Annotated in this window: 20 protein-coding genes; 11 read left to right on the top strand and 9 right to left on the bottom strand. The window is 71.1% G+C overall.

Going from position 1 to position 23,686, the window contains the following annotated elements:
• Window positions 1–231: 231 nt before the first annotated feature.
• Both ABEB28_RS10915 and ABEB28_RS10910 read left to right on the top strand, forming a co-directional pair.
• Window positions 232–555 carry a DUF3040 domain-containing protein gene (locus tag ABEB28_RS10915; RefSeq protein ID WP_345727908.1) on the top strand — a complete coding sequence of 108 codons (324 nt, stop codon included), beginning with the start codon at window positions 232–234 and terminating at the stop codon, window positions 553–555.
• A 358-nt stretch (window positions 556–913) separates the two neighbouring features.
• Entirely contained in the window at window positions 914–1,969 is a 1,056-nt protein-coding gene (locus ABEB28_RS10910; RefSeq protein WP_345727907.1) for a coiled-coil domain-containing protein, read from the top strand.
• Between the two features lie 21 nt (window positions 1,970–1,990).
• Here ABEB28_RS10910 and ABEB28_RS10905 read toward each other — a convergent pair whose 3' ends face one another.
• The 5 genes from ABEB28_RS10905 to ABEB28_RS10885 form a co-directional block, all read right to left on the bottom strand.
• Window positions 1,991–4,141 carry a putative bifunctional diguanylate cyclase/phosphodiesterase gene (locus ABEB28_RS10905; RefSeq protein WP_345727906.1) on the bottom strand — a complete coding sequence of 717 codons (2,151 nt, stop codon included), beginning with the start codon at window positions 4,139–4,141 and terminating at the stop codon, window positions 1,991–1,993.
• A 122-nt stretch (window positions 4,142–4,263) separates the two neighbouring features.
• Window positions 4,264–5,085: an SAM-dependent methyltransferase gene (locus ABEB28_RS10900; protein WP_345727905.1), complete on the bottom strand. Its 822-nt coding sequence runs from the start codon at window positions 5,083–5,085 to the stop codon at window positions 4,264–4,266.
• Between the two features lie 131 nt (window positions 5,086–5,216).
• Entirely contained in the window at window positions 5,217–6,392 is a 1,176-nt protein-coding gene (locus ABEB28_RS10895; protein ID WP_345727904.1) for a carboxylate-amine ligase, read from the bottom strand.
• Entirely contained in the window at window positions 6,389–8,065 is a 1,677-nt protein-coding gene (locus ABEB28_RS10890) for an alpha-amylase family protein (RefSeq protein WP_345727903.1), read from the bottom strand. Before ABEB28_RS10890 ends, ABEB28_RS10895 begins: the two co-directional genes overlap by 4 nt.
• A 185-nt stretch (window positions 8,066–8,250) precedes the next feature.
• A complete protein-coding gene (locus ABEB28_RS10885; protein ID WP_345727902.1) occupies window positions 8,251–9,633 on the bottom strand; it encodes an acetyl-CoA C-acetyltransferase in 1,383 nt (460 codons plus the stop codon).
• 99 nt (window positions 9,634–9,732) lie between these two features.
• Between ABEB28_RS10885 and ABEB28_RS10880 the strand changes: the two genes are divergently transcribed.
• Both ABEB28_RS10880 and ABEB28_RS10875 read left to right on the top strand, forming a co-directional pair.
• Window positions 9,733–11,079 carry a 3-oxoacyl-ACP reductase gene (locus ABEB28_RS10880; RefSeq protein ID WP_345727901.1) on the top strand — a complete coding sequence of 449 codons (1,347 nt, stop codon included), beginning with the start codon at window positions 9,733–9,735 and terminating at the stop codon, window positions 11,077–11,079.
• Window positions 11,079–12,038 (top strand): MaoC/PaaZ C-terminal domain-containing protein, encoded by a 960-nt coding sequence (locus ABEB28_RS10875; protein ID WP_345727900.1) that lies wholly within the window; start codon window positions 11,079–11,081, stop codon window positions 12,036–12,038. Before ABEB28_RS10880 ends, ABEB28_RS10875 begins: the two co-directional genes overlap by 1 nt.
• On the opposite strand, the gene ABEB28_RS10870 is transcribed toward ABEB28_RS10875, so the two are convergent.
• Window positions 12,013–12,615, bottom strand: a complete 603-nt coding sequence (locus ABEB28_RS10870; RefSeq protein WP_376981699.1) for a TetR/AcrR family transcriptional regulator — start codon at window positions 12,613–12,615, stop codon at window positions 12,013–12,015. The two genes, ABEB28_RS10875 and ABEB28_RS10870, sit on opposite strands and share 26 nt — an antisense overlap.
• A gap of 167 nt (window positions 12,616–12,782) precedes the next feature.
• On the opposite strand from ABEB28_RS10870, the gene ABEB28_RS10865 reads away from it, so the two are divergent.
• The 6 genes from ABEB28_RS10865 to alc all read left to right on the top strand — a co-directional run bounded on the left by ABEB28_RS10865 (window position 12,783) and on the right by alc (window position 20,288).
• The gene (locus tag ABEB28_RS10865) at window positions 12,783–13,991 is read left to right on the top strand and encodes an acyl-CoA dehydrogenase family protein (RefSeq protein WP_345727898.1); all 1,209 of its coding nucleotides are present in this window, start codon (window positions 12,783–12,785) and stop codon (window positions 13,989–13,991) included.
• Between the two features lie 160 nt (window positions 13,992–14,151).
• A complete protein-coding gene (locus ABEB28_RS10860; RefSeq protein WP_345727897.1) occupies window positions 14,152–14,727 on the top strand; it encodes a TetR/AcrR family transcriptional regulator in 576 nt (191 codons plus the stop codon).
• Between the two features lie 140 nt (window positions 14,728–14,867).
• Window positions 14,868–16,439: a malate synthase A gene (aceB, locus tag ABEB28_RS10855; protein WP_345727896.1), complete on the top strand. Its 1,572-nt coding sequence runs from the start codon at window positions 14,868–14,870 to the stop codon at window positions 16,437–16,439.
• Entirely contained in the window at window positions 16,439–17,716 is a 1,278-nt protein-coding gene (locus ABEB28_RS10850) for a DUF6986 family protein (protein WP_345727895.1), read from the top strand. The genes aceB and ABEB28_RS10850 overlap by 1 nt, the downstream gene beginning before the upstream one ends.
• Window positions 17,717–17,853: 137 nt before the next feature.
• Complete coding sequence (gene allB / locus ABEB28_RS10845) at window positions 17,854–19,182, top strand: allantoinase AllB (RefSeq protein ID WP_345727932.1); 1,329 nt, start codon at window positions 17,854–17,856, stop codon at window positions 19,180–19,182.
• Window positions 19,179–20,288 carry an allantoicase gene (gene alc / locus ABEB28_RS10840; protein ID WP_345727894.1) on the top strand — a complete coding sequence of 370 codons (1,110 nt, stop codon included), beginning with the start codon at window positions 19,179–19,181 and terminating at the stop codon, window positions 20,286–20,288. Before allB ends, alc begins: the two co-directional genes overlap by 4 nt.
• 30 nt (window positions 20,289–20,318) lie before the next feature.
• On the opposite strand, the gene ABEB28_RS10835 is transcribed toward alc, so the two are convergent.
• A complete protein-coding gene (locus tag ABEB28_RS10835; RefSeq protein ID WP_345727893.1) occupies window positions 20,319–22,073 on the bottom strand; it encodes an AfsR/SARP family transcriptional regulator in 1,755 nt (584 codons plus the stop codon).
• 18 nt (window positions 22,074–22,091) lie between these two features.
• A complete protein-coding gene (locus ABEB28_RS10830) occupies window positions 22,092–22,364 on the bottom strand; it encodes a DUF4242 domain-containing protein (protein ID WP_345727892.1) in 273 nt (90 codons plus the stop codon).
• A 150-nt stretch (window positions 22,365–22,514) separates the two neighbouring features.
• Here ABEB28_RS10830 and ABEB28_RS10825 point away from each other — a divergent pair, with 150 nt between their 5' ends.
• Window positions 22,515–23,000, top strand: coding sequence for a DinB family protein (locus ABEB28_RS10825; protein ID WP_345727891.1), 486 nt, complete (start codon window positions 22,515–22,517; stop codon window positions 22,998–23,000).
• 119 nt (window positions 23,001–23,119) lie between these two features.
• On the opposite strand, the gene ABEB28_RS10820 is transcribed toward ABEB28_RS10825, so the two are convergent.
• A partial coding sequence (locus ABEB28_RS10820; RefSeq protein ID WP_345727890.1) for a PucR family transcriptional regulator occupies window positions 23,120–23,686 on the bottom strand: 567 nt, incomplete at its 5' end.

The raw sequence follows: 23,686 nt of genomic DNA, 5'->3' as shown, positions 1-23,686 counted from the left end.
TCCGAGGTCAGGCGAGCGCAGCAGCCACCGGTCGGAAAGGGTTCGGTTCCTAAGAGCGCGTGAGGCTGAGCCTAAAACGGGCCCTGCGGGGTCCCCGTCCGCGCCGGGCCGGGGAACAGTCGAGCCTCTGTCGTTTCGACCACGGAGATCCGGGCCACATTCTGGGCAGCGCATCTGCCGACGGACCGCCGTCCCGGGTCGGTCGGCATGCGGCCCGGAAGGAGCGCCACGGTGCTGAACAGTGAGGAACGTCGACAGCTGTCGGCGATCGAAGCATGGATCGCGGCAGACGACCCGGCGTTCGCCGCCGGTCTGGCGAGCGGCCGTCCGCGGGCCCCGCGCCGCGACCGCCGGTGGCCGCTCCAGATGGTGGTCGCGCTCGCGGTCGGATTCGCCTTGTTCTCACTGGTGGCCGGTCAGCCGGTCGGGCTGGTGGTCGGCGGCGTGCTCGCCTGCGCGGCCGCCGTCGCCGATCAGCTGCGGGCCCGGCGTCGGCACGGCTCGCCCTCGATCGTCGACCGGCTGCACCGCCGCGACGGCTTCCAGCCCTTCTGATCCGACGCTCCGCCGCGTACCACCGCGCCAGGGCGCGTTCCCTCCGAGGCGCCCAGGCGGCCCGTGGCCGCAGGCTCTTAACCGGGGTGCCGCGAATGCTTAAGACTCGTTCAATTCACTCTGCGTGACTTAGGACGTACCGACAGCAGCGGACCGGCGCCGACGGCGGCCGACCCGGCCCCTACCTGCGGGTTTGCGACGAATCGCCGATCCATCGGTCCTCAAGAGCCTCATCCACAATCAGGTTGCCACGCTCGGCACACCCACCTGCCTTCGGTACAGTTCCGGCGGATCTTCGAGAGCGGGCTGGGTTCCCACCACCACTCGACGCGACGACTCAATCGGGAGGACACGCACAGTGACGCTCGCGGCTCAGCGGCGATTCCTGGTGATCGCCGTGACGATCTTCGCTGTGCTGTGGACCGCGCTGGCGGTCTTACCGCAATCGGCGCTCGCCGGCCCCACCCCCGGTGCCTCGGAGGCACCCGGCGGCGGCGGCGTGGGCGACGACGAGGGCGGCACCGCCGCACTCCGCAAGAAGCTGGACCAGGCCGCCAGTGGCTACAACAACGCCAAGGCGAAGGTGGCTGCCTCGCAGAAGCGGCAGAAGGCGCTGGTCAGCCAGATCGCCGCGACCGAGAAGGAGCTGGCCGCGCTCACCAGCGAGGCGCAGCAGCTCGGCGCCGCCGCGTACAAGGGCGGCATGCCCGACCCGCTGACCGTGCTCGCCAACTCCGGCTCCGCGGGTGACCTCGCCGCGCGGGCGTCGTACGTCGACACGATCGCGCGCCAGACCAACGGCACGCTGCGCGAACTGACCGCGACGCAGAAGAAGCTCGCCTCACAGCGTCAGCAGGTCGAGAAAGAGCTGAAGGTCCAGAAGGCGCAAGAGAAGACGATGAAAAAGCGCCGCGCGGACGCCGAGCAGGCGCTGGTCGAGGCCGGCGGTGGTAACAACTCGGCCGGGTTCCTCAGCGGCACCTCGTCTGCCGCGCAGCCGGCCCCGCGCAACTCCGACGGCAGCTGGCCGACCGAGAGCTGCAGCATCGACGACCCGACGTCCGGGGGCTGCCTCACCGCCCGGATGCTGCACACGTTGAACCAGGCCCGCTCGGACGGATTCACCCGCTTCACGGCGTGCTTCCGGCAGGCTTCGTTCGGTGAGCACCCGAAGGGCCGGGCGTGTGACTTCGCGGCCGATTCCGGTGGGTTCGGCGGGAGCGCGACCGGTGACTCGAAGGCCTACGGCGACCGGCTGGCGGCCTGGGGCGTCGACAACGCCGATCGACTCGGCGTCCTCTACGTGATCTGGTTCCGGCAGATCTGGTTGCCCGGCTCCGGCTGGAAGTCCTACAGCGGCGACGGGACGCCCTCGGGCGACCACACCAACCACGTACACATCTCGGTCCAGTAGCCCGGGCCAGGCCGCCGCGGGTTAGCCCAGGAGGAGCTTCCGCACCTCGTCCGGGGGCATCGGGGTGCCGAACAGCCACCCCTGGCCGAGGTGGCAGCCGATCTCGCGGAGCCGCTCGACCTGCGTGCTGGTCTCGATGCCCTCAGCGGTGACGGTCAGCCGCAGCGTGCGCGCCAGCGACACCAGCGTCGCGACGATCTGTGCGTCGGTGTCGTCGGTTTCGAGCTCTCCACCCGGGCCGGGCAGGGGTTGCAGGCCCGCCACGAACAGCGAGGCCAGCTTGAGGCTCTTCACCGGTAGCGATCGCAAGTACGCCAGGTTCGAGTAGCCGGTCCCGAAGTCGTCGATCGCGATGCGGCAGCCCAGATCGGCTAGCGCACGCAGCGTCTCGATCGGGGCAGGGCCCATCAGCGCGCTCTCGGTGAGCTCCAGCTGCAGTCGCTGGGGTGGCAGGCCGGTCTGCTCCAGTACCGCGCGGACCTCGTCGACCAGCGCGGGATCCGCGGCCTGCCGGGCCGCGACGTTGACGCTGACGAACGGCGGCCGTTCGGTGAGGGCCGCCCACGCCTGCGCTTCCCGGCAGGCCTGCTCCAGTACCCAGCGGCCGAGCGGCACGATCAGCCCGGTGTCCTCGGCGATGCCGATGAAGTCGTCCGGACGCATCGCGCCGAACGTGGGGTGACGCCAGCGGACCAGCGCCTCCAGCCCGCGCATCGTCCCGTCCTCGAGGGCGGTGATCGGCTGGTACTCCAGGTAGAACTCGCCTCTCTCCAGGCCGGCGGGCATCGACGCGGAGATCGCGTACCGCGCGACCTCGGCCTCGCTGCGTCGCGGGTCGTACAGCGCCCAGCGGTTCCGGCCGTCTGCTTTGGCCCAGTACAGAGTGATGTCGGCGGCGCGCATCAGCTCGGCGCGATCGGTCTCGGCGACCGCCCGCTCGACGACGCCGATGCTCGCCGACACGGTCAGCAGGTGCTCGCCGATCCGGCACGGCGCGGCCAGCTCGGCCAGCAGCTTCTCGGCCAGCGCGGTCATCTCGCCCTCGCCGCCCGACTGCTCGACCAGGACGACGAACTCGTCACCGCCCATCCGGGCCACCAGGTGGCGGCTGAACTCGTTCCGACCGAGCTCCGCCGAGGTCGCGCGATCGTCGAGAAGGCCGGAGGTCGAGAAGGGTTCGGCGCGGCTCACCCCGCGGTCGAGCCTCTTGGCGACGGTCACCAGCAGCCGGTCGCCGATGTCGTGCCCCAGCGTGTCGTTGATGACCTTGAAGCCGTCGAGGTCGATGAAGAGGATGCCGAGCCGTGCGTCGGTGCCGGCGGTCGCGAACGCCTGGTCCATTCGCTCGGAGAGCATCGCCCGGTTCGGCAGGCCGGTCAGCGGGTCGTGCATCGCCTGGTAGCGCAGCGTCGTCTGCAGCCGGTGCAGGTCGGTGACGTCCTCCCCCACCGCGACGACGTAACCGGGCTGGCCGTCCTCGCCGGGCACCATCGAGACCGTGAGCAGGCCCCAGATCGACTCGCCGTTCCGTCGGACGAACCGCTTCTCCACCCGCACGTGCTCGCGGCCACCCTCGGTGAGGGCGCGGTAGACCTCCGCCGCCACGTCCGCGACGTCGTCCGGGTGCACCAGGCTCAGCACCGACCGGCCGCGCAGCTCGTCCGCGGAGTAGCCGAGCATCGCGCAGAGCCCGGGGTTGACGTCGAGCAGCGAGCCCTGCACGTCGCCGATTCCGATCGCGACCGCGGCACCGGTGAACACGGCCCGGAAGCGAGCGTCGCTGGCCCGCAGCGCCTGCTCGGTGCGGGTGCGCGCGATCAGGTCGGCGCGCCGGATGGATTCCTGCTCCTCCAACGTGACGTTCCGAAGCGCACGGGTGTACCCGGCCGCGAACGCGCCGATGATCGTCCAGACGCCGCTGCGGGTGCGGGCCTCGCGGTCGAGCTCGTTCGCGAGCATCGCGATCGACCGCTGGAGGGCGTCGACGCCGGTGAAGTGCGCCCCGACGAGCGCGGCGCCGGCCCGCTCGGCGGTCGCGGTGTCCGGCGGATCGGCACGGACGGCGGTGCGGAGCCGGTCGACGAGATCCTGGAGCAGGAGGGCCAGCTGGGCGTCGCCGACGGTCACGTAACTGGTATCGCCGATCGCGGCGGCCCAACGCCGCCCCAGCATGCTAGGAGATTCAGGCGCCGCCGCGGCGCTGACTCCGTTGGGCCGGTCCAGCGCGCCGGGCGGCTCCGGCCGCCCTGCGGTCGCGCTGGTGGGATCCGGCGAACCGGAGTCCCGGAACGTGGTCACCGCACGCGCCCGACGCCGGCATAGGTCGCCGTGCGCTCCGGCGGAGTGGCAGCGGGCAGCGCACCGGGTTCGGGGCGCCAGAGCGGAACGAAGACGACGCCAGGCTCGACGAGCTCGAAGCCGTCGAACAGCCGCTCGATCGCCGCCCGGTCGCGGGACACCAGCGGATTCGCGCTGCGCGAGTAGAGCGCCTCCATCGCAGGCCCGCGCTCGCCCTGCTCGTCGGAGGTGCCGTGCGAGATCCCGAGGAAGCTGCCGGGCGCCAGCACGTCGCGGTACCGGGCCACCAGCGCGCCAGGGTTCGCCGACTCCGGCACGAAATGCAGCAGCGCAATCATCAGCACGCCGACCGGCCGGCTGAAGTCCAGGTGCTGCCGAGCGTGCCCGAGGACGGTCGTCGGGTCGGTGATGTCGGCCTGCACGACCGTCGCCGCCGGAACGGGCTCCAGAATGGATTGGCTGTGTGCGACCGCGACCGGGTCGATGTCCACGTAGACCACGCGAGCGTCCGACGCCTCACTCAGCGCGACCTCGTGCACGTTGCCCACGGTGGGAATTCCCGATCCCAAATCGAGGAATTGCCGCACGCCTTGCGAGATCATGTATCGGACTGCGCGACGCAGAAAAGCCCGATTGGCGCGCATGTTCGCCGGTAATTCCGGGAGAATACGAATAGCCTGTTCGGCCATCGCACGGTCGACCGCGAAATTGTGAGATCCACCGAGGTAGTAATCGTAGACCCTGGCTGCGCTGGGTCGTTCCGGCTCGATGTCCGATGGGAGTATGTCGGCGAGGCGGGCGTCCTCGTGCTGTTCCACGACGCCCACCTTACCGACCACATCGGTCAGTTGACCGGGGAATTGGCATGCGCCGCACAAGCCTCAGTGGCGGCGACACACCTCGGTAACATCATCTCGGACCGGGAGGCAAGGGTCGGCCCGAATATCCCTCAATCGTCGATGCCTGCCCGGGTCTCGTTGACCAGCTGCGTGGCGACGTCACTCAGCGTGCCCCGGCGTCCCAACGCCTCCCGCTGCCGGTCGGCGGATGTGCCCCTGGTGACCAGATCGGCGAGCAGCGCCTGCACCTCGTCGGTGTCACCGTTCTGGTCCAGCGCCGGACCGACGTGCTCGAGCAACCGGCGGACGACCTCGGCGGCGGGAACCGCCTCGCCAGTGCCGGGGCTCAGGAGTTCGCCGCCCAGCCCGGAGCGAGCCGCTCGCCAGTTCGCTGCCCGCAGCAGCTCGGGACGTACGTTGACCGGGGCGATACCGCGCGCGAGTTCGTCCGCCGCAGTGACCACCAGCGCCCGGCCCAGACCGGTGAGCAGGACGACGTCGTCCACCCGCGGGCAGCCGTCGGTGATCCGGATTTCGACGGTCGGGTACCGCGCCGAGGGCCGGGCGTCGAAGTACACCATCCCCGGGTCGCGGATGATGCCGCTCGCGACGAGCGTCCGGACCGTCTCGTCGTACTCGGCCGCGGAGCGGAATCCGTGCACCGGGCCCGCGGTCGGCCAGCGCGACCAGACGATCGTCCGGTAGGACGCGTACCCGGTGTCGGTGTCGGCGAAGAAGGGCGAGCTGGCCGACAGCGCCAGGAGTACCGGCAACCAGGGCTGGATCTGCCCGACGATCCCGACCGCCAGGTCACGATTCGGGACCCCGACCTGCACCTGGAACGCACAGACCGCCTGTTCCCGGACGAGCTGCTGGTACTCGGCCGCCATCTGGCGGTACCGCTCCTTGGGGTAGACCCCCATCGAGCGGAGGCCGGACGCCGGCACGGTACCGGCGGTGGCGACCGCCACGTCGTGCTCGGACGCCGCCTTGATCAGCGCGCGGCGGCTCGCGATCACCTCGGTCCGGGCCTCGGCGAGGCTGCGGCAGACCGGCGTCGCGGTTTCGATCGCCGAGCGCAGCAGCTCGGCCTCGGGCTCGTGCTCCTGGTCGTCGCTGGGGTGCGCGAGCAGGGCGAGCGCCTCCGGGACGAGATCCCCGGTGGCCGGGTCGAGGACGTGGAACTCCTCCTCGACTCCGATCGTGGCGCCCACTCGCTCGGTGACCTCGTCGCCGTACTCCGCGGCCGACGCGTGGCGGGTGATCCGTGCGGTGTCACCGATCATGCGAGGCCTCCGCGCGTGGCCTGGCCGCCGGTACGACGTCCGGTGCTGTCGCGGAGCCGGATCCAGCGGTAGCCGTAGCCAGCGAGAGAAATCTTGCTCAACGTCTCGTCCACCGGCGGATAGTTCCTGTCTGCGAGTAGTTCGTACGGGTCTTCAGCCTTTTCCCCCAAAGTCGAAAGATCAACCGTCACCTCCTCGTCTGCGAGGTTGTGCAGGAAGACCATCGCACCGCGCTCGGCCTGGTCGGCCTGGTGCGCGAGGACGTGTCGGGGCATCGGGACGTCGACGACGCTGCAGCCTCCGAGGCCGACCTCCGGGCACTGCCGCAGCGTCCGGATCATGCGCTCGAACCAGCTCAGCAGCGAGCCGGGGTCCTGCTGCTGGGACACGACGTTGAGCGTCTGGTGGCCGTACTCGCCGTCGCTGATCACCGGGCGTACCAGCTCGTTGCCGCGAGAGAAGCCGGCGTTCAGGCCCGGCGTCCACTGCATCGGCGTCCGGATGGAGTCACGGCCGTTCAGCGACAAGTCGTCGCCCATCCCGATCTCTTCGCCGTAGCGGATCACCGGGGTGCCGCGCAGCGAGAACTGCATGGCGTAGGCGAGTTCGATCCGACGTCGGTCGTTGCCGAGCATCGGGGCCAGCCGCCGGCGGATGCCCCGCTCGTAGAGCTGCATGTCCTTATCCGGGCCGAACTCGGCGAAGACGTCGCTGCGCTGCTCGGCGGTGAGCTTGGAGAGGTCGACCTCGTCGTGGTTGCGCAGGAACGTCGCCCACTGCGCGGACTCGGGAAGCTTCGGGGTGTCGCGGAGCGCGTCGATCACCGGCTCGGCGTCGCTACGGGCCAGCGCGAGCATCATCCGCGCGTTGAGCGTGAAGTCGAACAGCATGTTCAGGCGGTTGGCGGAGCCGCCGGAGTCACCGAAGAACAGCGGGAGCTCCTCGGCGGGCACGTTCGCCTCGGCGAGGATCACCGAGTCGCCGCGTCGCCACTGCAGGTGGGCGCGGAGCTCGGTGAGGAACTCGAAGTCCTTAGGGGACTGCGGGGTGGCCTCGATGACGAACGGCGCCGCGTCCATCCGGAAACCGGCGACACCGAGCTGGACCCAGAACGCCGCTATCCGCTTGATCTCGGCCCTGACCTCGGGATTCGCGATGTTGAGGTCGGGCATGAAGTCGTAGAAGCGGTGGTAGAACCAGGCCTTCGCGGTGCGGTCGTAGCTCCAGGTCTCCTTCTGCTCGCCGGGGAAGACCATGCCTTCCCGGCGGTCCTTCGGCTCGGTCTCGGACCAGACGTACCAGTCGCGGTACGGGGAATCGGGGCTCTGCCGGGCGCTCTGGAACCACGGGTGCTGGTTCGACGTGTGGTTCACGACCAGGTCGATGATCACCTGGATGCCCCGGTTGCCTGCCTCGTGCAGCATCTCGGCGAAGTCGCCGAGCGTGCCCAGCCGCGGATCGACCGTGTAGAAGTCGGCGACGTCGTACCCGTCGTCGCGGTTGGGCGTCGGGTGGATGGGGTTGAGCCAGAGGCAGGTCACGCCGAGGCGGGCCAGGTAATCGAGACGGCTCGTCAGGCCGGGGAAGTCGCCGACCCCGTCACCGTTGGAGTCTTGGAACGTCTCGACGTCACAGCAGTAGACGACCGCCTCGCGGTACCAGTGCTCAGGCATACCGCGTCCATGCCCCGCCGACGCCCGCCCCAACCGAATCGTTGGTTCGCTCCCCGCGCCGAGGCGCCTGTTACGCGCCGCACCGCCCTGCGCAGAGGGGGCGCGCGCTCGTTTACGTCAAACCCGCCCCCACGGACCCCGTGGAGACGGATTCGACGTAAATCCGCGCAGCGCCAGCGGCGCGCTCAGCGCTCGAGGATAGCGGTGACGCCTAGGCCGCCGGCGGCGCAGATGCTGATCAGGGCGCGACCCGACCCCTTCTCGGCCAGGAGCTTCGCTGCGGTGGCGACGATGCGCCCGCCGGTCGCCGCGAACGGGTGCCCCGCTGCCAGCGACGAACCGTTGACGTTCAGACGAGACCGGTCGATCGACCCGAGCGGAGCGTCCAGACCGAGCTTCTCCTTGCAGAACGCCGGGTCCTCCCAGGCCTTCAGCGTCGCCAGCACCTGCGACGCGAACGCCTCGTGGATCTCGTAGTAGTCGAAGTCCTGCAGCGTCAGCCCGGCCCTCGCGAGCATCCGCGGCACCGCGTATGCCGGCGCCATCAGCAGCCCTTCGTCGCCGTGCACGAAGTCGACGGCCGCGGTCTCGCAGTGCGTGAACCACGCCAGCACCGGCAGCCCGTGCGCAGCGGCCTTCTCCTCCGAGGCGAGCAGCACCGCCGAGGCCCCGTCGGTGAGCGGTGTCGAGTTGCCCGCCGTCATCGTGGCGTTCGGACCCTTGCCGAAGACCGGCTTCAGAGTCGCGAGCTTCTCGACGGACGAGTTCGGCCGGAGGTTCTGGTCGCGCTCCAGCCCCAGGTACGGCGTGATCAGGTCGTCGAAGAAGCCGCGTTCGTACGCCGCGGCCAGGTTGCGGTGGCTCGCCGCCGCCAGCTCGTCCTGCTCGGCGCGGCCGACCTCCCACGCCGCGGCGGTGAGCGCCGCGTGGTCACCCATCGACAGGCCGGTCCGCGGCTCGGCGTTCCGCGGGATCTCGGGGACCAGGAAGCCTGGCCGCAACCGCGGTAACAACGCCAACCGCTGGGACGTCGTCTTCGCCCGGTTGAACGTCAGCAGCAGCTGCCGGAACTTCTCGTTGAGCACCAGCGGGGCGTCGCTCGCGGTGTCGACGCCGCCGGCGATGCCCCAGTCGATCTGACCCAGCGCGATCTTGTTCGCGACGAGAATCGCCGCCTCCAGCCCGGTGCCGCAGGCCTGCTGGATGTCGTAGGCCGGTGTCCGGGGGTCGAGCGCGGTGGCCAGCACCGTCTCCCTGGTCAGGTTGAAGTCGCGGCTGTGCTTGATCACCGCACCCGCGACCACCTCGCCGAGTACCCGACCGGTCAGGCCGTACCGGGCCACCAGCCCGTCGAGCGCCGCGGTGAGCATGTCCTGGTTGGACGCCCGCGCGTACGGGCCGAATTGCCGCGCGAACGGGATCCGGTTCCCGCCCACCACCGCTACCCGCCGCGGCGCCCCCGGCGCCCCCGGCGCACCCGAAGCGGCTCCGCTCCGAGCCGCCCGCCGGCCCTTGGGTTTCGACTCGTCGGTCGGGGTAGTACCGCCGTCAGCCGTAGTGCCCGCCATTGCGGTGCTCCTTCCGTGTTCCAACCGCTTGCCTCCACCTTACTCGCGAGTAGTCTTACCAACCAGTAAGAACACCCACAGCGAGGAAGCCCACCACTCATGCGCGACCGCTACCAGCAGCTCGTCACGTCCTCCCCGGGTCGCTTCCTGGCCCGCCGCGTCGGCTTACCCGAGCCGCCCGTCCTCCGCCGCCACCGGACCGGTGACCCGGTCGCGGCCGGTCCGGTGGTGCTGGGGTCGGCGCCCGGCGGCCGGCTCGCCAAGTCGATCCGCCCGGTCCTGGCCGCAGCCGACGTCACCGTGCGCGAACCGGGCCCGCGCGCCGAAGCCCGCCCGGTTGGCCAGAAGCCGCACGCGCTGGTCTTCGACGCCACCGGTATCACCCGCAGCGAGCAGCTCCGCGCGCTCTACGAATTCTTCTCCCCGCAGGTGCGCTCGGTGGCGCCGAACGGCCGGATCGTCGTTCTCGGCACGCCGCCGGAGCACTGCGCCGACTTCCGCGAAGCGACCGCCCAGCGAGCCCTGGAGGGCTTCACCCGCTCGACCGGCAAGGAGGTCAAGCGCGGCGTCACGTCGCAGTTGGTCTACGTGACGCCGGGGGCGGAGGACGGCATTGAGTCGACGCTCCGCTTCCTGCTCTCCGGCCGGTCGGCCTACGTCTCCGGTCAGGTGATCCGGATCGGCCCATCCGACGTGACAGCGCCCGACGACTGGCAGCGACCGCTCGCCGGCAAGGTCGCCGTCGTCACCGGCGCCGCGCGGGGCATCGGCGAGTCGATCGTCGACGTGCTCTCCCGGGACGGCGCCCACGTGGTCTGCGTCGACGTCCCGTCGGCGGCCTCCGCACTGGCCGACGTCGCCGTGCGCGTCGGCGGCTCGACGCTCACCCTCGACGTCACCGCCGACGACGCGCCCCGCACGCTGGCCGAGCACCTCGTCGACGGCGTGGACATCGTCGTGCACAACGCCGGGGTCACCCGCGACCGCACGCTCGGCCGGATGGAACCCGCTCGCTGGGACCTCGTCCTCGACGTCAACCTCAGCAGCGAAGAGCGCATCAACGACGTCCTGCTCGACCAGAACGTGCTACGCACCGGTGGCCGCATCATCGCGACGTCCTCGATCGCCGGCATCGCCGGAAACATGGGACAGACGAACTACGCCACCAGCAAAGCCGGCGTGATCGGCATGGTGCAGTCGCTGGCGCCGACGCTCGCCTCCCGCGGCAGCACGATCAACGCGGTGGCGCCCGGGTTCATCGAGACCCAGATGACCGCCGCGGTCCCGCTGGTGATCCGCGAGGCCGGCCGGCGGATGAACAGCATGACCCAGGGCGGTCGGCCGGTGGACGTCGCGGAGACCGTCGCCTGGTTCGCCTCCCCCGGCTCCGCCGGGGTGAACGGCAACGTGGTCCGCGTCTGCGGCCAGAGCCTCCTGGGCGCGTGATGAACGACAACACCGACGCGACGCCGCGCGCCGACGGTTCCCCTGCGGGCGGATCGGGGCCGGTACGCGTGCTCGAGCGGGCACCGAACCTTGCGGTGCTCTACCCCAAGGCCCTGCTGAAGCGAGGAGGCGGGAAGGAGCTGCCCGACACGCGGCTGGTGCTCCGCGACGTGGCGGTGGACCAGGAGCGGCTCGCGGACTACGCCCGGGTGTGCGGGTTCGGCCTGGGGAGCACGCTCCCCGGCACCTACCCGCACGTGCTGGCGTTCCCGCTCGCGATCGCGCTGATGTCGGAGCCGAAGTTCCCGTTCCCCCTGCCCGGCATCGTCCACATCGGCAACACGATCAGCCAGCTCCGGCCGATCGCTCCCACCGAGCCGCTGACTTTCGAGGTCACCGCCGAGGGCCTGCGCCCGCACCGGCGTGGGCGCCAGTTCGACGTGGTCACGCACGCGCGGATCGGCGACGAGACGGTGTGGCGCGGCGTCGCCACGTACCTCCGCCGCGGCTCGGGCAGCCATCCGGACGACGGCGGTGGCCCCGAGGCCGCCTCGGCGGACGGCGACTCGGACGGCGCCGCTGCCCTCGCGTCGGACTACGTAGTGGACGGGACCGGGGACGGGCCCGCACCGACCGCGGTCTGGCGGGTACCCGGATCGATCGGGCGCGCCTACGCGTCGGCCTCGGGCGACCGCAACCCGATCCACCTGCACCCGCTCACCGCGAAACTGTACGGGTTCCCGCGTGCGATCGCGCACGGGATGTGGGTGAAGGCCCGCTGCCTGGCCGCGCTCGGCGGACGCCTGCCGGACGCGTACACAGTGGACGTCCGGTTCGCCAAACCGGTACTGCTGCCGACGACTGTGGAGTTCGGCGCGCGCGAGGCGGCTGGCGGCTGGGACCTGTCAGTGGCGTCGAAAGGACGCCCGCACCTCACTGGACGGGCGCTCCGGGAGTAGATGTCCGCCACACCTCACCCCGGATGAGGCTTCCGAGCCCCATCCAGAGCACGTTCATCAGTCGGGTGGCCGCGGTCTCCGGCTCCTCGGCCGGGTGGTCCAACAGCCACTCGGCCATCGACTCGCCGGTTCCGACGAGCGCGTGGGCCAGCGCCTGCAGCTCGTCGGGGCCCGGGTCGATCGCGCCGGCCGAATGGATCGCGCGGGCGAACAGGTCGGCGACGTTGCCGATCACGAGGCTGCGGATCCCGGCCACCTCACCGGCGAACTCGCCCTCGCCGCGGGCCTGGCGGAACATCACGGCCCAGGCGTCACGGTGCGCGCCGACGAAGTGGAAGAAGGCTTGGACCGCGGCCCAGAGCTGTTGCTCGGCGGGTAGTTCGGGGTCGGCCGCCGCGCTGATCGACTCGGTCAGCTGGGCACCGGCGCGACGAATACAGGCGCTGAACAGCTCGCCTTTGGAGCCCAGGTAGAGGTAGACCATGGGCTTGGAGATCCCGGCACGCTCGGCGATCTCGTCCATCGAGGCGGCGTGAAAGCCCCGCTCGGAGAAGACGGCGGTGGCTGCGTCCAGCATCTGCTGCTCGCGCACACGCCGCGGAAGACGTCTGGAGGGGCCAGTCACGCTTGCAGCCTACCCATCCGGTCAGTAATCTACTCGCCAGTAAGTTTACTTCTCGGTAGGTTTTCTTCGGCGCTGGGGTCTTCGAGCAGGCCCTGCCCCCCGCTCAGAACGAGGACGCGATGTTCAGCCTTGACCTGACTGAAGAACAAGACGATCTCCGTGAGTGGGTGCACGGGTTCGCGAAGGACGTGGTGCGCCCGGCCGGGCACGAGTGGGACGAGCGCGAAGAAACTCCCTGGCCGGTGATTCAGGAGGCAGCGAAGATCGGCCTCTACGGGTTCGAGTCGCTCGCCACCTGGTGGGGCGACGAGACCGGGCTCTCCCTGCCGATCATCAACGAGGAGTTGTTCTGGGGCGACGCCGGGATCGCGATGTCGATCTTCGGCACGACGCTCGCCGTGGCCGGCATCTTCGCCTCCGGGACGCCCGACCAGCTGGCCGAGTGGGTGCCGCAGTGCTTCGGCGACGAGGCCGATCCGAAGCTCGGCGCGTTCGCGGTGTCGGAGGCCGAGGCCGGGTCGGACGTCTCGGGCATGAAGACGCGCGCCCGGTACGACGAGGCGACCGACGAGTGGGTGCTCAACGGCTCGAAGGCGTGGATCACCAACGGCGGCATCGCGAACGTCCACGTCGTCATCGCGTCGGTGGACCCGTCACTGGGGTCGCGCGGCCAGGCCGGGTTCGTCATCCCGCCGGGCACCAAGGGGCTCTCCACCGCGCGCAAGGTGAAGAAGCTCGGTCTGCGGGCTTCCCACACCGCCGACCTGTTCCTGGACGACGTCCGCATCCCGGGGAGCTGCCTGCTCGGGGAGAAGGAGAAGCTGGACGAGAAGCTGGCCCGCGCCCGGGAGGGTGTCGGCAGCAAGGGTCAGGCTGCACTCCGGACGTTCGAGGTGAGCCGGCCGACCGTGGGCGCTCAGGCGATCGGCATCGCCCGGGCCGCGTACGAGTACGCGCTCGACTACGCCAAGGGACGCGAGACCTGGGGTCGTCCGATCATCGAGAACCAGGCCGTGGCGTTCGCGCTGGCGGACATGAAGATGGAGATCGACGCCGCCCGGCTGCTGGTGTGGCGGGCCGCGTGGATGGGGCGCACCGGCAAGGAGTTCGGTGCCGGCGAGGGCTCGATGTCGAAGCTCAAGGCCGGCGAGGTCGCGGTGTGGGCGACCGAGCGGGCGGTGCAGCTGCTCGGTGGAGCCGGCTACAGCCGGGAGCACCCGGTGGAGCGGATGTACCGCGACTCGAAGATCTACACGATCTTCGAGGGCACGTCCGAGATCCAGCGCCTGGTGATCGCTCGCGCGATCTCCGGAGCCCGCATCCGCTGAGCGCTGTACGCACTCCGTCCTGAGCTGGAGCCCGTCCAGAGCGGGGCTGGCAGTCGAGCGCGAGGCCGCCGCGACCTTTGCTGTGGTCTCCAGGCCTCGCGCTCGCCTGTCAGCGCCGTTCTGGTCGGGCCGCCCACCATGGGTGTGATTGACTACTCACATGTCGCCGCGCACACTCTCTACCGCTGAGGATCGGCGGGAAACGGTGCTCGCCACCGCGATCAGCGCATTCGCCGCCCGGGGCTACTTCGGCACGACGACGGTGGAGGTCGCCCGCGCCGCCGGCATCTCCCAGGCGTACCTGTACCGGCTCTTCCCGGACAAGGAGACGCTCTTCGCCGCGGTCGTCGAGCGCTGCTTCGCCCGCATCCAGGAGAGCTTCGCCGCCGGCGCGGCCGCAGCCACCGGCACCGCACGCGGAGCCGGAGCCGCCCCCACCGACGTCCTTCGGGCGATGGGCGGCGCCTACGCCAACCTGATCGCCGACCAGGACCTCCTGCTGCTCCAGATGCACGCCCAGTGCGCCGCGATCTCCGTCCCCGAGGTCAAGCGCGCGGTCCGCGAGGGCTACGAGCGCCTCGTCGACTACGCGTGCGGCGTCTCCGGCGCACCGGAGAAGGACGTTCAGGCGTTCTTCGCCACCGGCGCGCTCTGCACGGTCGTCGTCTCGATGGGCGCCCACGAGGTCGACGCGCCCTGGGCCCGGACGCTCAACGCGGACCTGCGCCATCCCTAGACGCCGCTGCGTAGTCAGAACTGGACGTTCCTCCAAAACGCCCCGTCGGGAGACGGGCGGATATATCCGCCTCGTACCTTGTCAGCCGGGGGTACACCCCACATACGGTGTAACGATCGGCGGATCGGAGGAGGCGCAGCGTGACTGACCCGAGCGGGGTGAAAACCGTCCCTACGACAGTCGACGGCGCCACGACGATCCTGTCCACCGAGGCACTCGCCTTCCTCGCCGACCTGCACCGGACGTTCGGTACCCGCCGGAACGAGTTGCTGGCCCGCCGCGCCGAGCGTCGCGCCCAGATCGCCCGCAACGGCAAGCTCGACTTCCTCCCGGAGACCGCCGGAATCCGCGACGACCCGTCCTGGATGGTCGCGCCGGCCCCCGCGGACCTGCAGGACCGCCGCGTCGAGATCACCGGCCCGACCGACCCCAAGATGACGATCAACGCGCTGAACTCCGGCGCCGAGGTCTGGCTGGCCGACTTGGAGGACGCGAACACACCGCACTGGGACAACGTCGTCGGTGGCCAGGTCTCGCTCTACCGCGCCACCCGCCGCGAGCTGACCATCACCAGCGGTGAGAAGTCGTACCGGCTGAACGACGGGAACCTCGCGGTCGTCGTCACCCGCCCACGGGGCTGGCACTTGGACGAGGAGCACATCACGGTCGACGGGGAGCCGATCGCCGGCGGGTTCGTCGACTTCGGGCTCTACCTCTTCCACAACGCGCAGGAGTTGCTGCGGCGCGGCAGCGGCCCGTACTTCTACCTGCCGAAGACCGAGAGCCACCTCGAGGCCCGGCTCTGGAACGACGTTTTCACCCGCGCCGAGCAGGCCCTGGACATTCCGCACGGCACGATCCGCGCCACCGTGCTGATCGAGACGATCACCGCCGCGTTCGAGATGGAGGAGATCCTCTACGAGCTGCGGGAACACGCGTCCGGGTTGAACGCGGGGCGCTGGGACTACCTGTTCAGCGTGATCAAGAACTTCCGGAACGCGGGCCCCGAGTTCGTGTTGCCCGATCGGGCGAAGGTGACGATGACCGCGCCGTTCATGCGCGCCTACACCGAGCTGCTGGTCGCGACCTGCCACAAGCGCGGCGCGTTCGCGATGGGCGGCATGGCCGCGTTCATCCCGAGCCGCCGCGACCCCGAGGTGAACGCCAGGGCGCTCGCCCAGGTCCGCGCGGACAAGGAGCGCGAGGCCGGGGACGGCTTCGACGGCTCCTGGGTCGCTCACCCGGACCTCGTCCCGGTCTGCCGGGAGGTGTTCGACGCGGTGCTGGGCGACCGACCCAACCAGGTCGACCGGTTGCGGCCGGACGTCCACGTCGCCGCCTCCGATCTGCTCGACGTCGCCAACACGCCCGGAGACGTCACCGAGGACGGCCTGCGCGCCAACGTCTCGGTCGCGCTGCAGTACCTGAAGGCCTGGCTGGGTGGCCTCGGCGCGGTCGCGATCAACAACCTGATGGAGGACGCGGCGACCGCGGAGATCTCCCGGTCCCAGGTCTGGCAGTGGATCGCCCAGGGCACGATCCTCGACACCGGCGAGCCGGTCACCGAGTCGCTGGTCAGGCGGATCCTGGACGAGGAGATCGCCGAACTCGGTGCCGGGTACGACCAGGCGCGGGCTCTGTTCGAGCAGGTCGCGCTCGCCGACGAGTTCGTCGACTTCCTCACGCTGCCCGCGTATGCGCTGGTGCGGTGATGGCACCGTTGGACGAGCTCCTCGACGAGCTCGACGCCCGCCTGGCCGAGACCGATGCGGCCCTGGCGCTCCAGCACGAGCGTCCGGCGCCAGGGCGTCAGCCGGTGCACACGGTCTACGTGCCTGCCGACCAGTTCAGCGCCGGGCTGCCTGCCCGGTGGGGCACCGAAGCGCAGGCGCTGCTCGACGAGCACGCGCCCTTCGCCGACCAGCTCGCCACCGCGACGGGGCTACCGGTCGAGGCGGTCCACGGCGCGCTGCCCCGAGTGCGGGTCAAGCTCGCGACCGAGCCGATCGAGGACCTGCGGATCGACTTCGAGGACGGGTACGGCTACCGGTCGGACGCCGACGAGGACGCCGACGCCCAGAAGGCCGGCCAGGCGATGGCGGCGCTGATCGGCCGGGACGGTGCCCCGTTCTCGCTGGGTCTCCGGGTGAAATCGATGGAGACGCGTGACCGGCGCCGCGGCGTCCGCACGCTCGACCTGCTGGTCGGTGCGCTCTGCACCGCGCTCCCGGACGGACCGGAGATGCCGCCGATCCTCTCCGGCCGTTTTGTCGTGACGCTGCCGAAGGTCTCGTCGGTGGCGCAGGTCGAGGCCGTGCTGTCGGTCGTCGACGCGATCGAGGACGCCCACCAGCTGACGTCCGGAACGATCGGCGTCGAATTGCAGATCGAGCTGCCGAGCGCCATCCAGTCCGCAGACGGAACGGCCACCGTTGCGCGACTCGTGGGAGCCGCGGGGACGCGCTGCGCGGGCGTCCACTACGGCACCTACGACTACAGCGCCGCCTGCGGAGTGGCCGCTGCGTTCCAGTCGCTGGAGCACCCGGTCGCCGACCACGCCAAGGCCGTGATGCTGCTCGCCGCCGTCCAGGCCGGCGTCCCCGCGGTGGACGGATCGACGAACGTCATGCCGACCGGCCCCACCGAGAACGTGCACGACGCCTGGCGGCTGCACGCCCGGCTGGTGCGCCGCTCGCTGGAGCGGGCCTACTACCAGGGCTGGGACATGCACCCCGGGCACCTGATCACCCGGTACCTGGCCACGTACGTGTTCTTCCGGGACGCGCTCCCGGCCGCCGGCGCCCGGTTGAGCACCTACCTCGCCCGCTCCTCGAGTCAGAGCGGTGTGGTGGACGAGCCGGCGACCGCGCGGGCGCTCTCCACGGTCATCCTGCGCGGGCTCGACTGCGGCGCGCTCACCGAAGAGGAAGTGGCCGCCGTCGCGCTGGACGTGGCGCAGCTCCGGCGGCTGTCCAGGCCGAGAGCCTGACCGTGCCCGGCGAACCGCCCCGGCACTGCGCGAGGTGCGCGGACGACCCTGGGTGGGGCGACCGGCGACGGCGACCGAACGATCCCGGCAGCGCGGCCGGAACGGCAGCACGACCCCGGGAAGGTAGGGACACAGTGTTGGACGTCGTGATCCGCGCGCGGCGGGTGGTGACCGCGACCGGCGAGGTCGACCGGGCGATCGGCGTCGCCGGCGGCAGGATCGTGGCGATCGAGCCGTTCGACGCCGACCTGTCGGCCCCCGAGGAGGTCCGGATCCCGGACGACTCGGTGCTGATGCCCGGCGTCGTCGACACCCATGTGCACGTCAACGAGCCGGGCCGCACCGAGTGGGAGGGCTTCGCCACCGCCACCCGCGCCGCGATCGCCGGTGGCGTGACGACGATCGTCGACATGCCGTTGAACAGCATCCCCCCGACGACGGACGTGGCCGCGCTGGAGATCAAGCGCAAGGTCGCGGCCGGTCAGGTGCACTGCGACGTCGGGTTCTGGGGTGGCGTGGTGCCGGGCAACCTGTCCGATCTGCGCGGGCTGCACGACTCCGGCGTGTTCGGGTTCAAGTGCTTCCTGCTGCACTCCGGCGTCGACGAGTTCCCTCCGGTGAACCCCGCCCAGCTGGAAGAGGCCCTCGAGGCGCTACAGAGCTTCGACGCGCTGCTCGTCGTGCACGCCGAGGACTCGCAGGCGATCGACCGGGCCCCCACCGCACACGGCGAGCGGTACGCCGACTTCCTCGCCTCCCGGCCCCGCGGCGCGGAGAACGTGGCGATCGCGCAGGTCATCGAGGTGGCGCGCTGGACCGGAGCCCGGGTGCACATCTTGCACCTGTCCAGCTCCGATGCCCTGCCCATGCTCGTCTCCGCCCGCCGGGACGGCGTAAAAATCACGGCGGAAACCTGTCCGCACTACCTCAGCTTCACCGCGGAAGCGGTTCCCGACGGCGCGACGCAGTACAAGTGCTGCCCACCGATTCGGGAGGCTAGCAATCGCGAACTGCTCTGGGAGGGCCTGCGGGCCGGGGTGATCGACTGCATCGTCTCCGACCACTCCCCCTGCATACCGGAGCTGAAGCGGTTCGACATCGGCGATTTCGGCGTCGCCTGGGGTGGGATCGCGTCGGTCGAGGTCGGTCTGTCGGCGATCTGGTCCGAGGCACGGACCCGTGGGTTCGCGCTGGCCGACGTCGCCCGCTGGATGTCCCAGCGGCCGGCGGAGATCGCCGGCCTCCGGCGCAAAGGCCGGATCGCGCTGGGCTTCGACGCCGACTTCGCCGTTTTCGAGCCGGACGCCGGGCGCGTGGTCGATCCGGCGCGGCTGCACCACCGCCACCCGGTGACGCCGTACGCGTTCCGTCCGCTGGCCGGCATCGTGCGCGAAACCTGGCTGCGTGGGCGCCGAGTGACCGGCGACGAGCCAACCGGGCAGCTCATGATCAGGGGGAACGCATGATCGATCTGGCGGCGCGTCCGCTCGGCGGTGCTGTTGTCGCGGCGAACGACGAGACGTTCGCGGAGAAGGAGAACCTGATCCGGCCGGACGTGCCGCTGTTCCAGCCGCACACGTTCGGACACAAGGGACAGATTTACGACGGCTGGGAGACGCGCCGACGGCGCTCACCCGGGCACGACTGGGCGATCGTGCGGCTCGGTGCTCCCGGGTTCGTCCGGCAGGCGATCGTCGACACCGCGCACTTCACCGGCAACTTCCCGGAGGAGTGCTGGCTGGAAGGCCGGTACGTCGACGGCTATCCGGACGTCGGATCGCTCACCGGCGACGAGGGATGGGTGCCGCTCACCGGTCGGGTGCGGCTCGCCGGCGACACCGCCAACGCGGTGGACGTAGCCGACGGACCGCTGGTGACCCACGTCCGGCTGAACATCGCCCCGGACGGTGGTGTCGCTCGGCTGCGGGTGCTCGGTGAGGTCGTGCCCGATCCGCGTCGGCTCGTGGGGATGCCGCTGGACCTGGCCGCGCTGGAGAACGGCGGCCGGGTCGACGACTGCAGCAACCGCTTCTACTCCCCCGCCGATCACGTACTGCTGCCCGGACAGGCGCAGACCATGGGTCAGGGCTGGGAGACCCGTCGACGCCGGGGCGCTGGCAACGACTGGCTGCTGATCCGGCTGGCCGGTCCGGGTCAGGTCCGACAGCTGGTCGTCGACACCACGCACTTCGTCGGGAACGCACCGGGCGCGGTCCGGGTGCGCGCCCTCGACGCCGGCGCGCACGGGCTCGCCGCGGTCGAGGACCCGGATCACCCGGGGTGGGAAGAGCTGCTGGGGCAGCGTCCGCTGCTGCCGGACACGCCCCACTGGTTCCCCACCGACCCCGGGACACGCGCCACCCACCTGCGTGTGGACGTGTTCCCGGACGGCGGGCTGGCCCGGGTGCGGGCCTACGGGCGGCTGGCGAGCGACGGCTGGGAAGCGCTCGTCTCCCGCTGGTGGGCAGGGCTGTCGGCCGACGCGGCGAGGGCTGTCCTGGTCGGCGCGGGCCTTCCCGGCGAGCATGCCGACCACATCCCTCCGTCGTTGCGCGACGCACTGGAGGGCTGACCGTGGGCGGCACCGGCACCGGCGCGGGTGTCAGGCGAGCAGCGTCGTGAGGGCGGGGTTGTCGACGGAGGCGGCGAGCGCACGGGCGGCCTCGGCCGCACCCGGATCACCGGCCCATCGACGGTGCAGAGCGGCCCGCGCACTCAGCTCCGCCATGCCGCTGCGCTCCGCGATCGCGGCCAGCTCGGCCGCCCAGCCGGCGACCCCCGGATGGCGCGCGGTGGCACCGACCGTCGCCAGCGCGTCCAGCGCGTACGCCTCCACCCAGACGTACCCGTCGGGGAGGCGGCCCGCGCGTCGCCGGGCGTCGAGCAGCGTCTCCACCGCACCGGTCGGGTCGCCTTCGGCGGCCTGGACCAGGCCCAGACCACGCGCCGACAGCCCTTCCCAGCACGGATCGCCGATCTGGCACCCGAGAGCGAACGCGTGCTCGAGCCGGGTGCGGGCCGCCGACACGTTTCCCCGCTGGAGGTCGACCTCCGCGCGGAAAGCCTCCGGCCACGGCACGAACGTCGTCCAGCCGCTGCTGATCGCCCGGCTCAGCGCGTCGTCCAGCGTCTCTTCCGCGGCGTCGAGGTCACCCCGCAGCAGATGCACGCGGCCGATCATCGAGAGGACGTAGGAGTGTCGGCGATCGTCGCGGGCACGGTCCAGCGCGTGGTCCAACGTGCGCAGCGCGTCGGCGTAGCGGCCGAGATCGCTGAGCGTGCTGCCGCGTACGGAGAGCGCGACCGCGCGCTGTGCGGAGTGCGTGGTGACCGCCGCGGCGCGGCGGAGCCACGGCTCCACCCGCTGGTAGCGGGCCCGGAGGAACTCGATGTAGGCCAGCTCGACGTAGGCGGTGGCCAGCACTGCGGACTCGGCCCCGCGGCAGGTCAGTGCCTGGTGCAGCGCCGCCGCGCCCTCCTCGTCGGTCCCCCGGGCGGCGTGTACGAGCGCGGTGCCGAGTGCGGCGTAGGCCATCGCGACGACCGCACCCTCGCCCAGCCGCTCCGCGTCCACGACCGCTCGCCGCAGACATTCCAGTCCGGCGTCCAGCGCCCCGGCGCTGATCGCCGCCTCGCCCGCGTCCAGCAGCGCCTGCACCGCCGGGCGGCCGGACGCGGGGCGGGTGGTGGTCGACGCGGTCCGGATGACCATCGCGGCGTCCAGAGCGGAACTGGGTTCGACGCCCAGCTCGTTGCGGAAGAGCTCTCGGCAGGCTGCGGCGCGGCGGGCGGCGTCCACGCCGTGACCGCCCACGGCCAGGGCCCGGACCAGCAGCACCTGATGGTTCTCGTCGTACGGGTCGAGCGTGACCAGTTGCGCGGCGAGTTCGGCGCTGCCGTCCGCGTCCCCGCTCGCCAGCCGGGCCAGTGCGCGTTCGTGCAGCAGCGCAGCGACCGCACCACGGACGTGCCGACGCTGTGCGTCCAACCAGATCTCGAACGACGGGCAGCCCGCGAACCGTAACGATCCGAGCAGCTCCACGTCGGGTTGGAGCGTCCGCAACTCCCAGACGTCCACGGTTGGTGGCTCCGACCAGTCGGAGGTCAGCGGATCTCCGCGGAAGGCGCCGGGGTCACCGACCAGCCGGCGCGCTGCGGAGAGGTTCCACCGGAGCGCCGCCAGCGGATCGTCGGCGGTCGGGAACAGCAGTTCGGCGACGTGCGCCCGGCCGGCCGGCGCTTCCCGGAGCACCAGGTAGGCGAGCAGGCCCCACACCTTGTGGCCGCGCGGCGCCGGTCGTTGCGTTCCGTCGCGAACGACGCGGGGAGAGCCGAGAAGGTGGATCTCGAGCGTCATCCGGCCTCCCCGCTGCGGTTACTCGGCGGTCGTCGGATCCACGATCGTCCGGATCCGGCTCACGCGGTCGGCCGGGAACCCGCCCCGCCGGGCGTGCTCCCGCACCAGCTCCGCGTCGTCCGCGATGTACACGCAGTACATCGTGTCGTCGGTGACGTAACTCTGGATCCACTGGACATGTGGGTTCAGCTCGTCCAGTACGGCATTGGACTTCTGCGAGACGGCCCGCAGCTCCTCCGGGCTGGACGCGCCAAGACCCGGGATCTCCCGCTCGATGACGAACTTCGGCATGCGTTCCTCCTGATGTCGCGGGGCCACGCTGACTCCGTCGACGACCAGCGTCCGGGGTGACCGTGTGACGGCGCGTGTGACGACAGGAGGAGCGACGACACCCTGACGAAACACACCATTCACCGCGCGATTCCACCGCACAATGGAGTGATGACGGACCGCAGGACTCCCTTCATCGTCGGTGATGAACCCACAACCCTCCTGGCGTTCCTCGCCTACCTCCGGCAAGCCATCGTTCGCAAAGTCGACGACCTCTCCGAGGAAGACGCCCGACGGGCGATGGTGCCGTCGGGCACCAGCCTGGCCGGGTTGCTCAAGCATGCGACCGCCAACGAGCGGTACTGGTTCGGGCACATCTGGGCCGGGGATCCCGGCGTCCAGTGGGATCGGGACAGCTGGACCGTCGGCGACGACGTCACCGTCGACGATCTGCTGGACGACTACCGGGCCGCCTGGAAGGACTCCGACGCGCTGATCGAGGGCGCGCCGGACCTCGACGCACCGTGCGCCGAGGAGTACCGCAGCCACCGTCTGTCGCTGCGGTGGGTGCTCGTGCACATGATCGAGGAGACCGCTCGGCATGCCGGGCACGCCGACATCACCCGCGAGCTGATCGACGGCTCCACCGGCCGCTGAGTCGGCGGTCGCGCTGCCACGCGCGGTCCGGAACCGGGCCGCGCGCGGCGGGAGGCTCAGCCCGGCCTGAAGGCTCAGCGCTCAGCCCAGCTGGCGCGGCTCAGCCCAGCCGGCGCGGCTCAGCTCAGCCGGAGGGCGAGGAACAGGTCGACGCGATCGTCGAGCCGACCGAGGTTCCGGCCGGTGAGCTGCTCGACCTTGGCGATCCGGTAGCGGACGGTGTTGACGTGCAGGTGCAGCACTTCGGCGCACCGACTCCACGATCCGGCGTGGTCGAGGAACGCCGTCAGCGTCGCCACCAGCTCGGCGTCGTGCGCGCTGTCGTAGGCGAGCACCGGCCCGAGCACCCGGTTGCGGTAGGCGCGGCGGACCTCGTCCGGGACGCTGCCGAGCAGCAGCATGTGCGAGTCGATCTCGTCGGCGGTGACCACCGCCGCGACCTCGGTGCGGGCGGCGGCCAATCCGGCGGCGTGCCGCGCCTCCTCCAACGCGGCGAACAGCGCCGGGCCCGCCGACACGGTGCCGCTGAGCCCGATCGGCAACCGCGCGGCCCCGAGCCCGGGGATCACCGCGGCGATCGTCGCGCGCAGGATGTCGGCGAGTTGATCCGACTCCCGGCGCTCCACGGCCGAGCGGTCCGCCGCCGTCCCGGCCGGTGCCGTCCCGGCCGTCGCGGGTCCGGCCGC

The sequence above is a fragment of the Cryptosporangium minutisporangium genome (assembly GCF_039536245.1).
GTDB classification, from domain to species: domain Bacteria; phylum Actinomycetota; class Actinomycetes; order Mycobacteriales; family Cryptosporangiaceae; genus Cryptosporangium; species Cryptosporangium minutisporangium.
The sequence above is the reverse complement of the archived record's forward strand: the minus strand, read 5'-3'. Positions and strand labels throughout refer to the sequence as shown.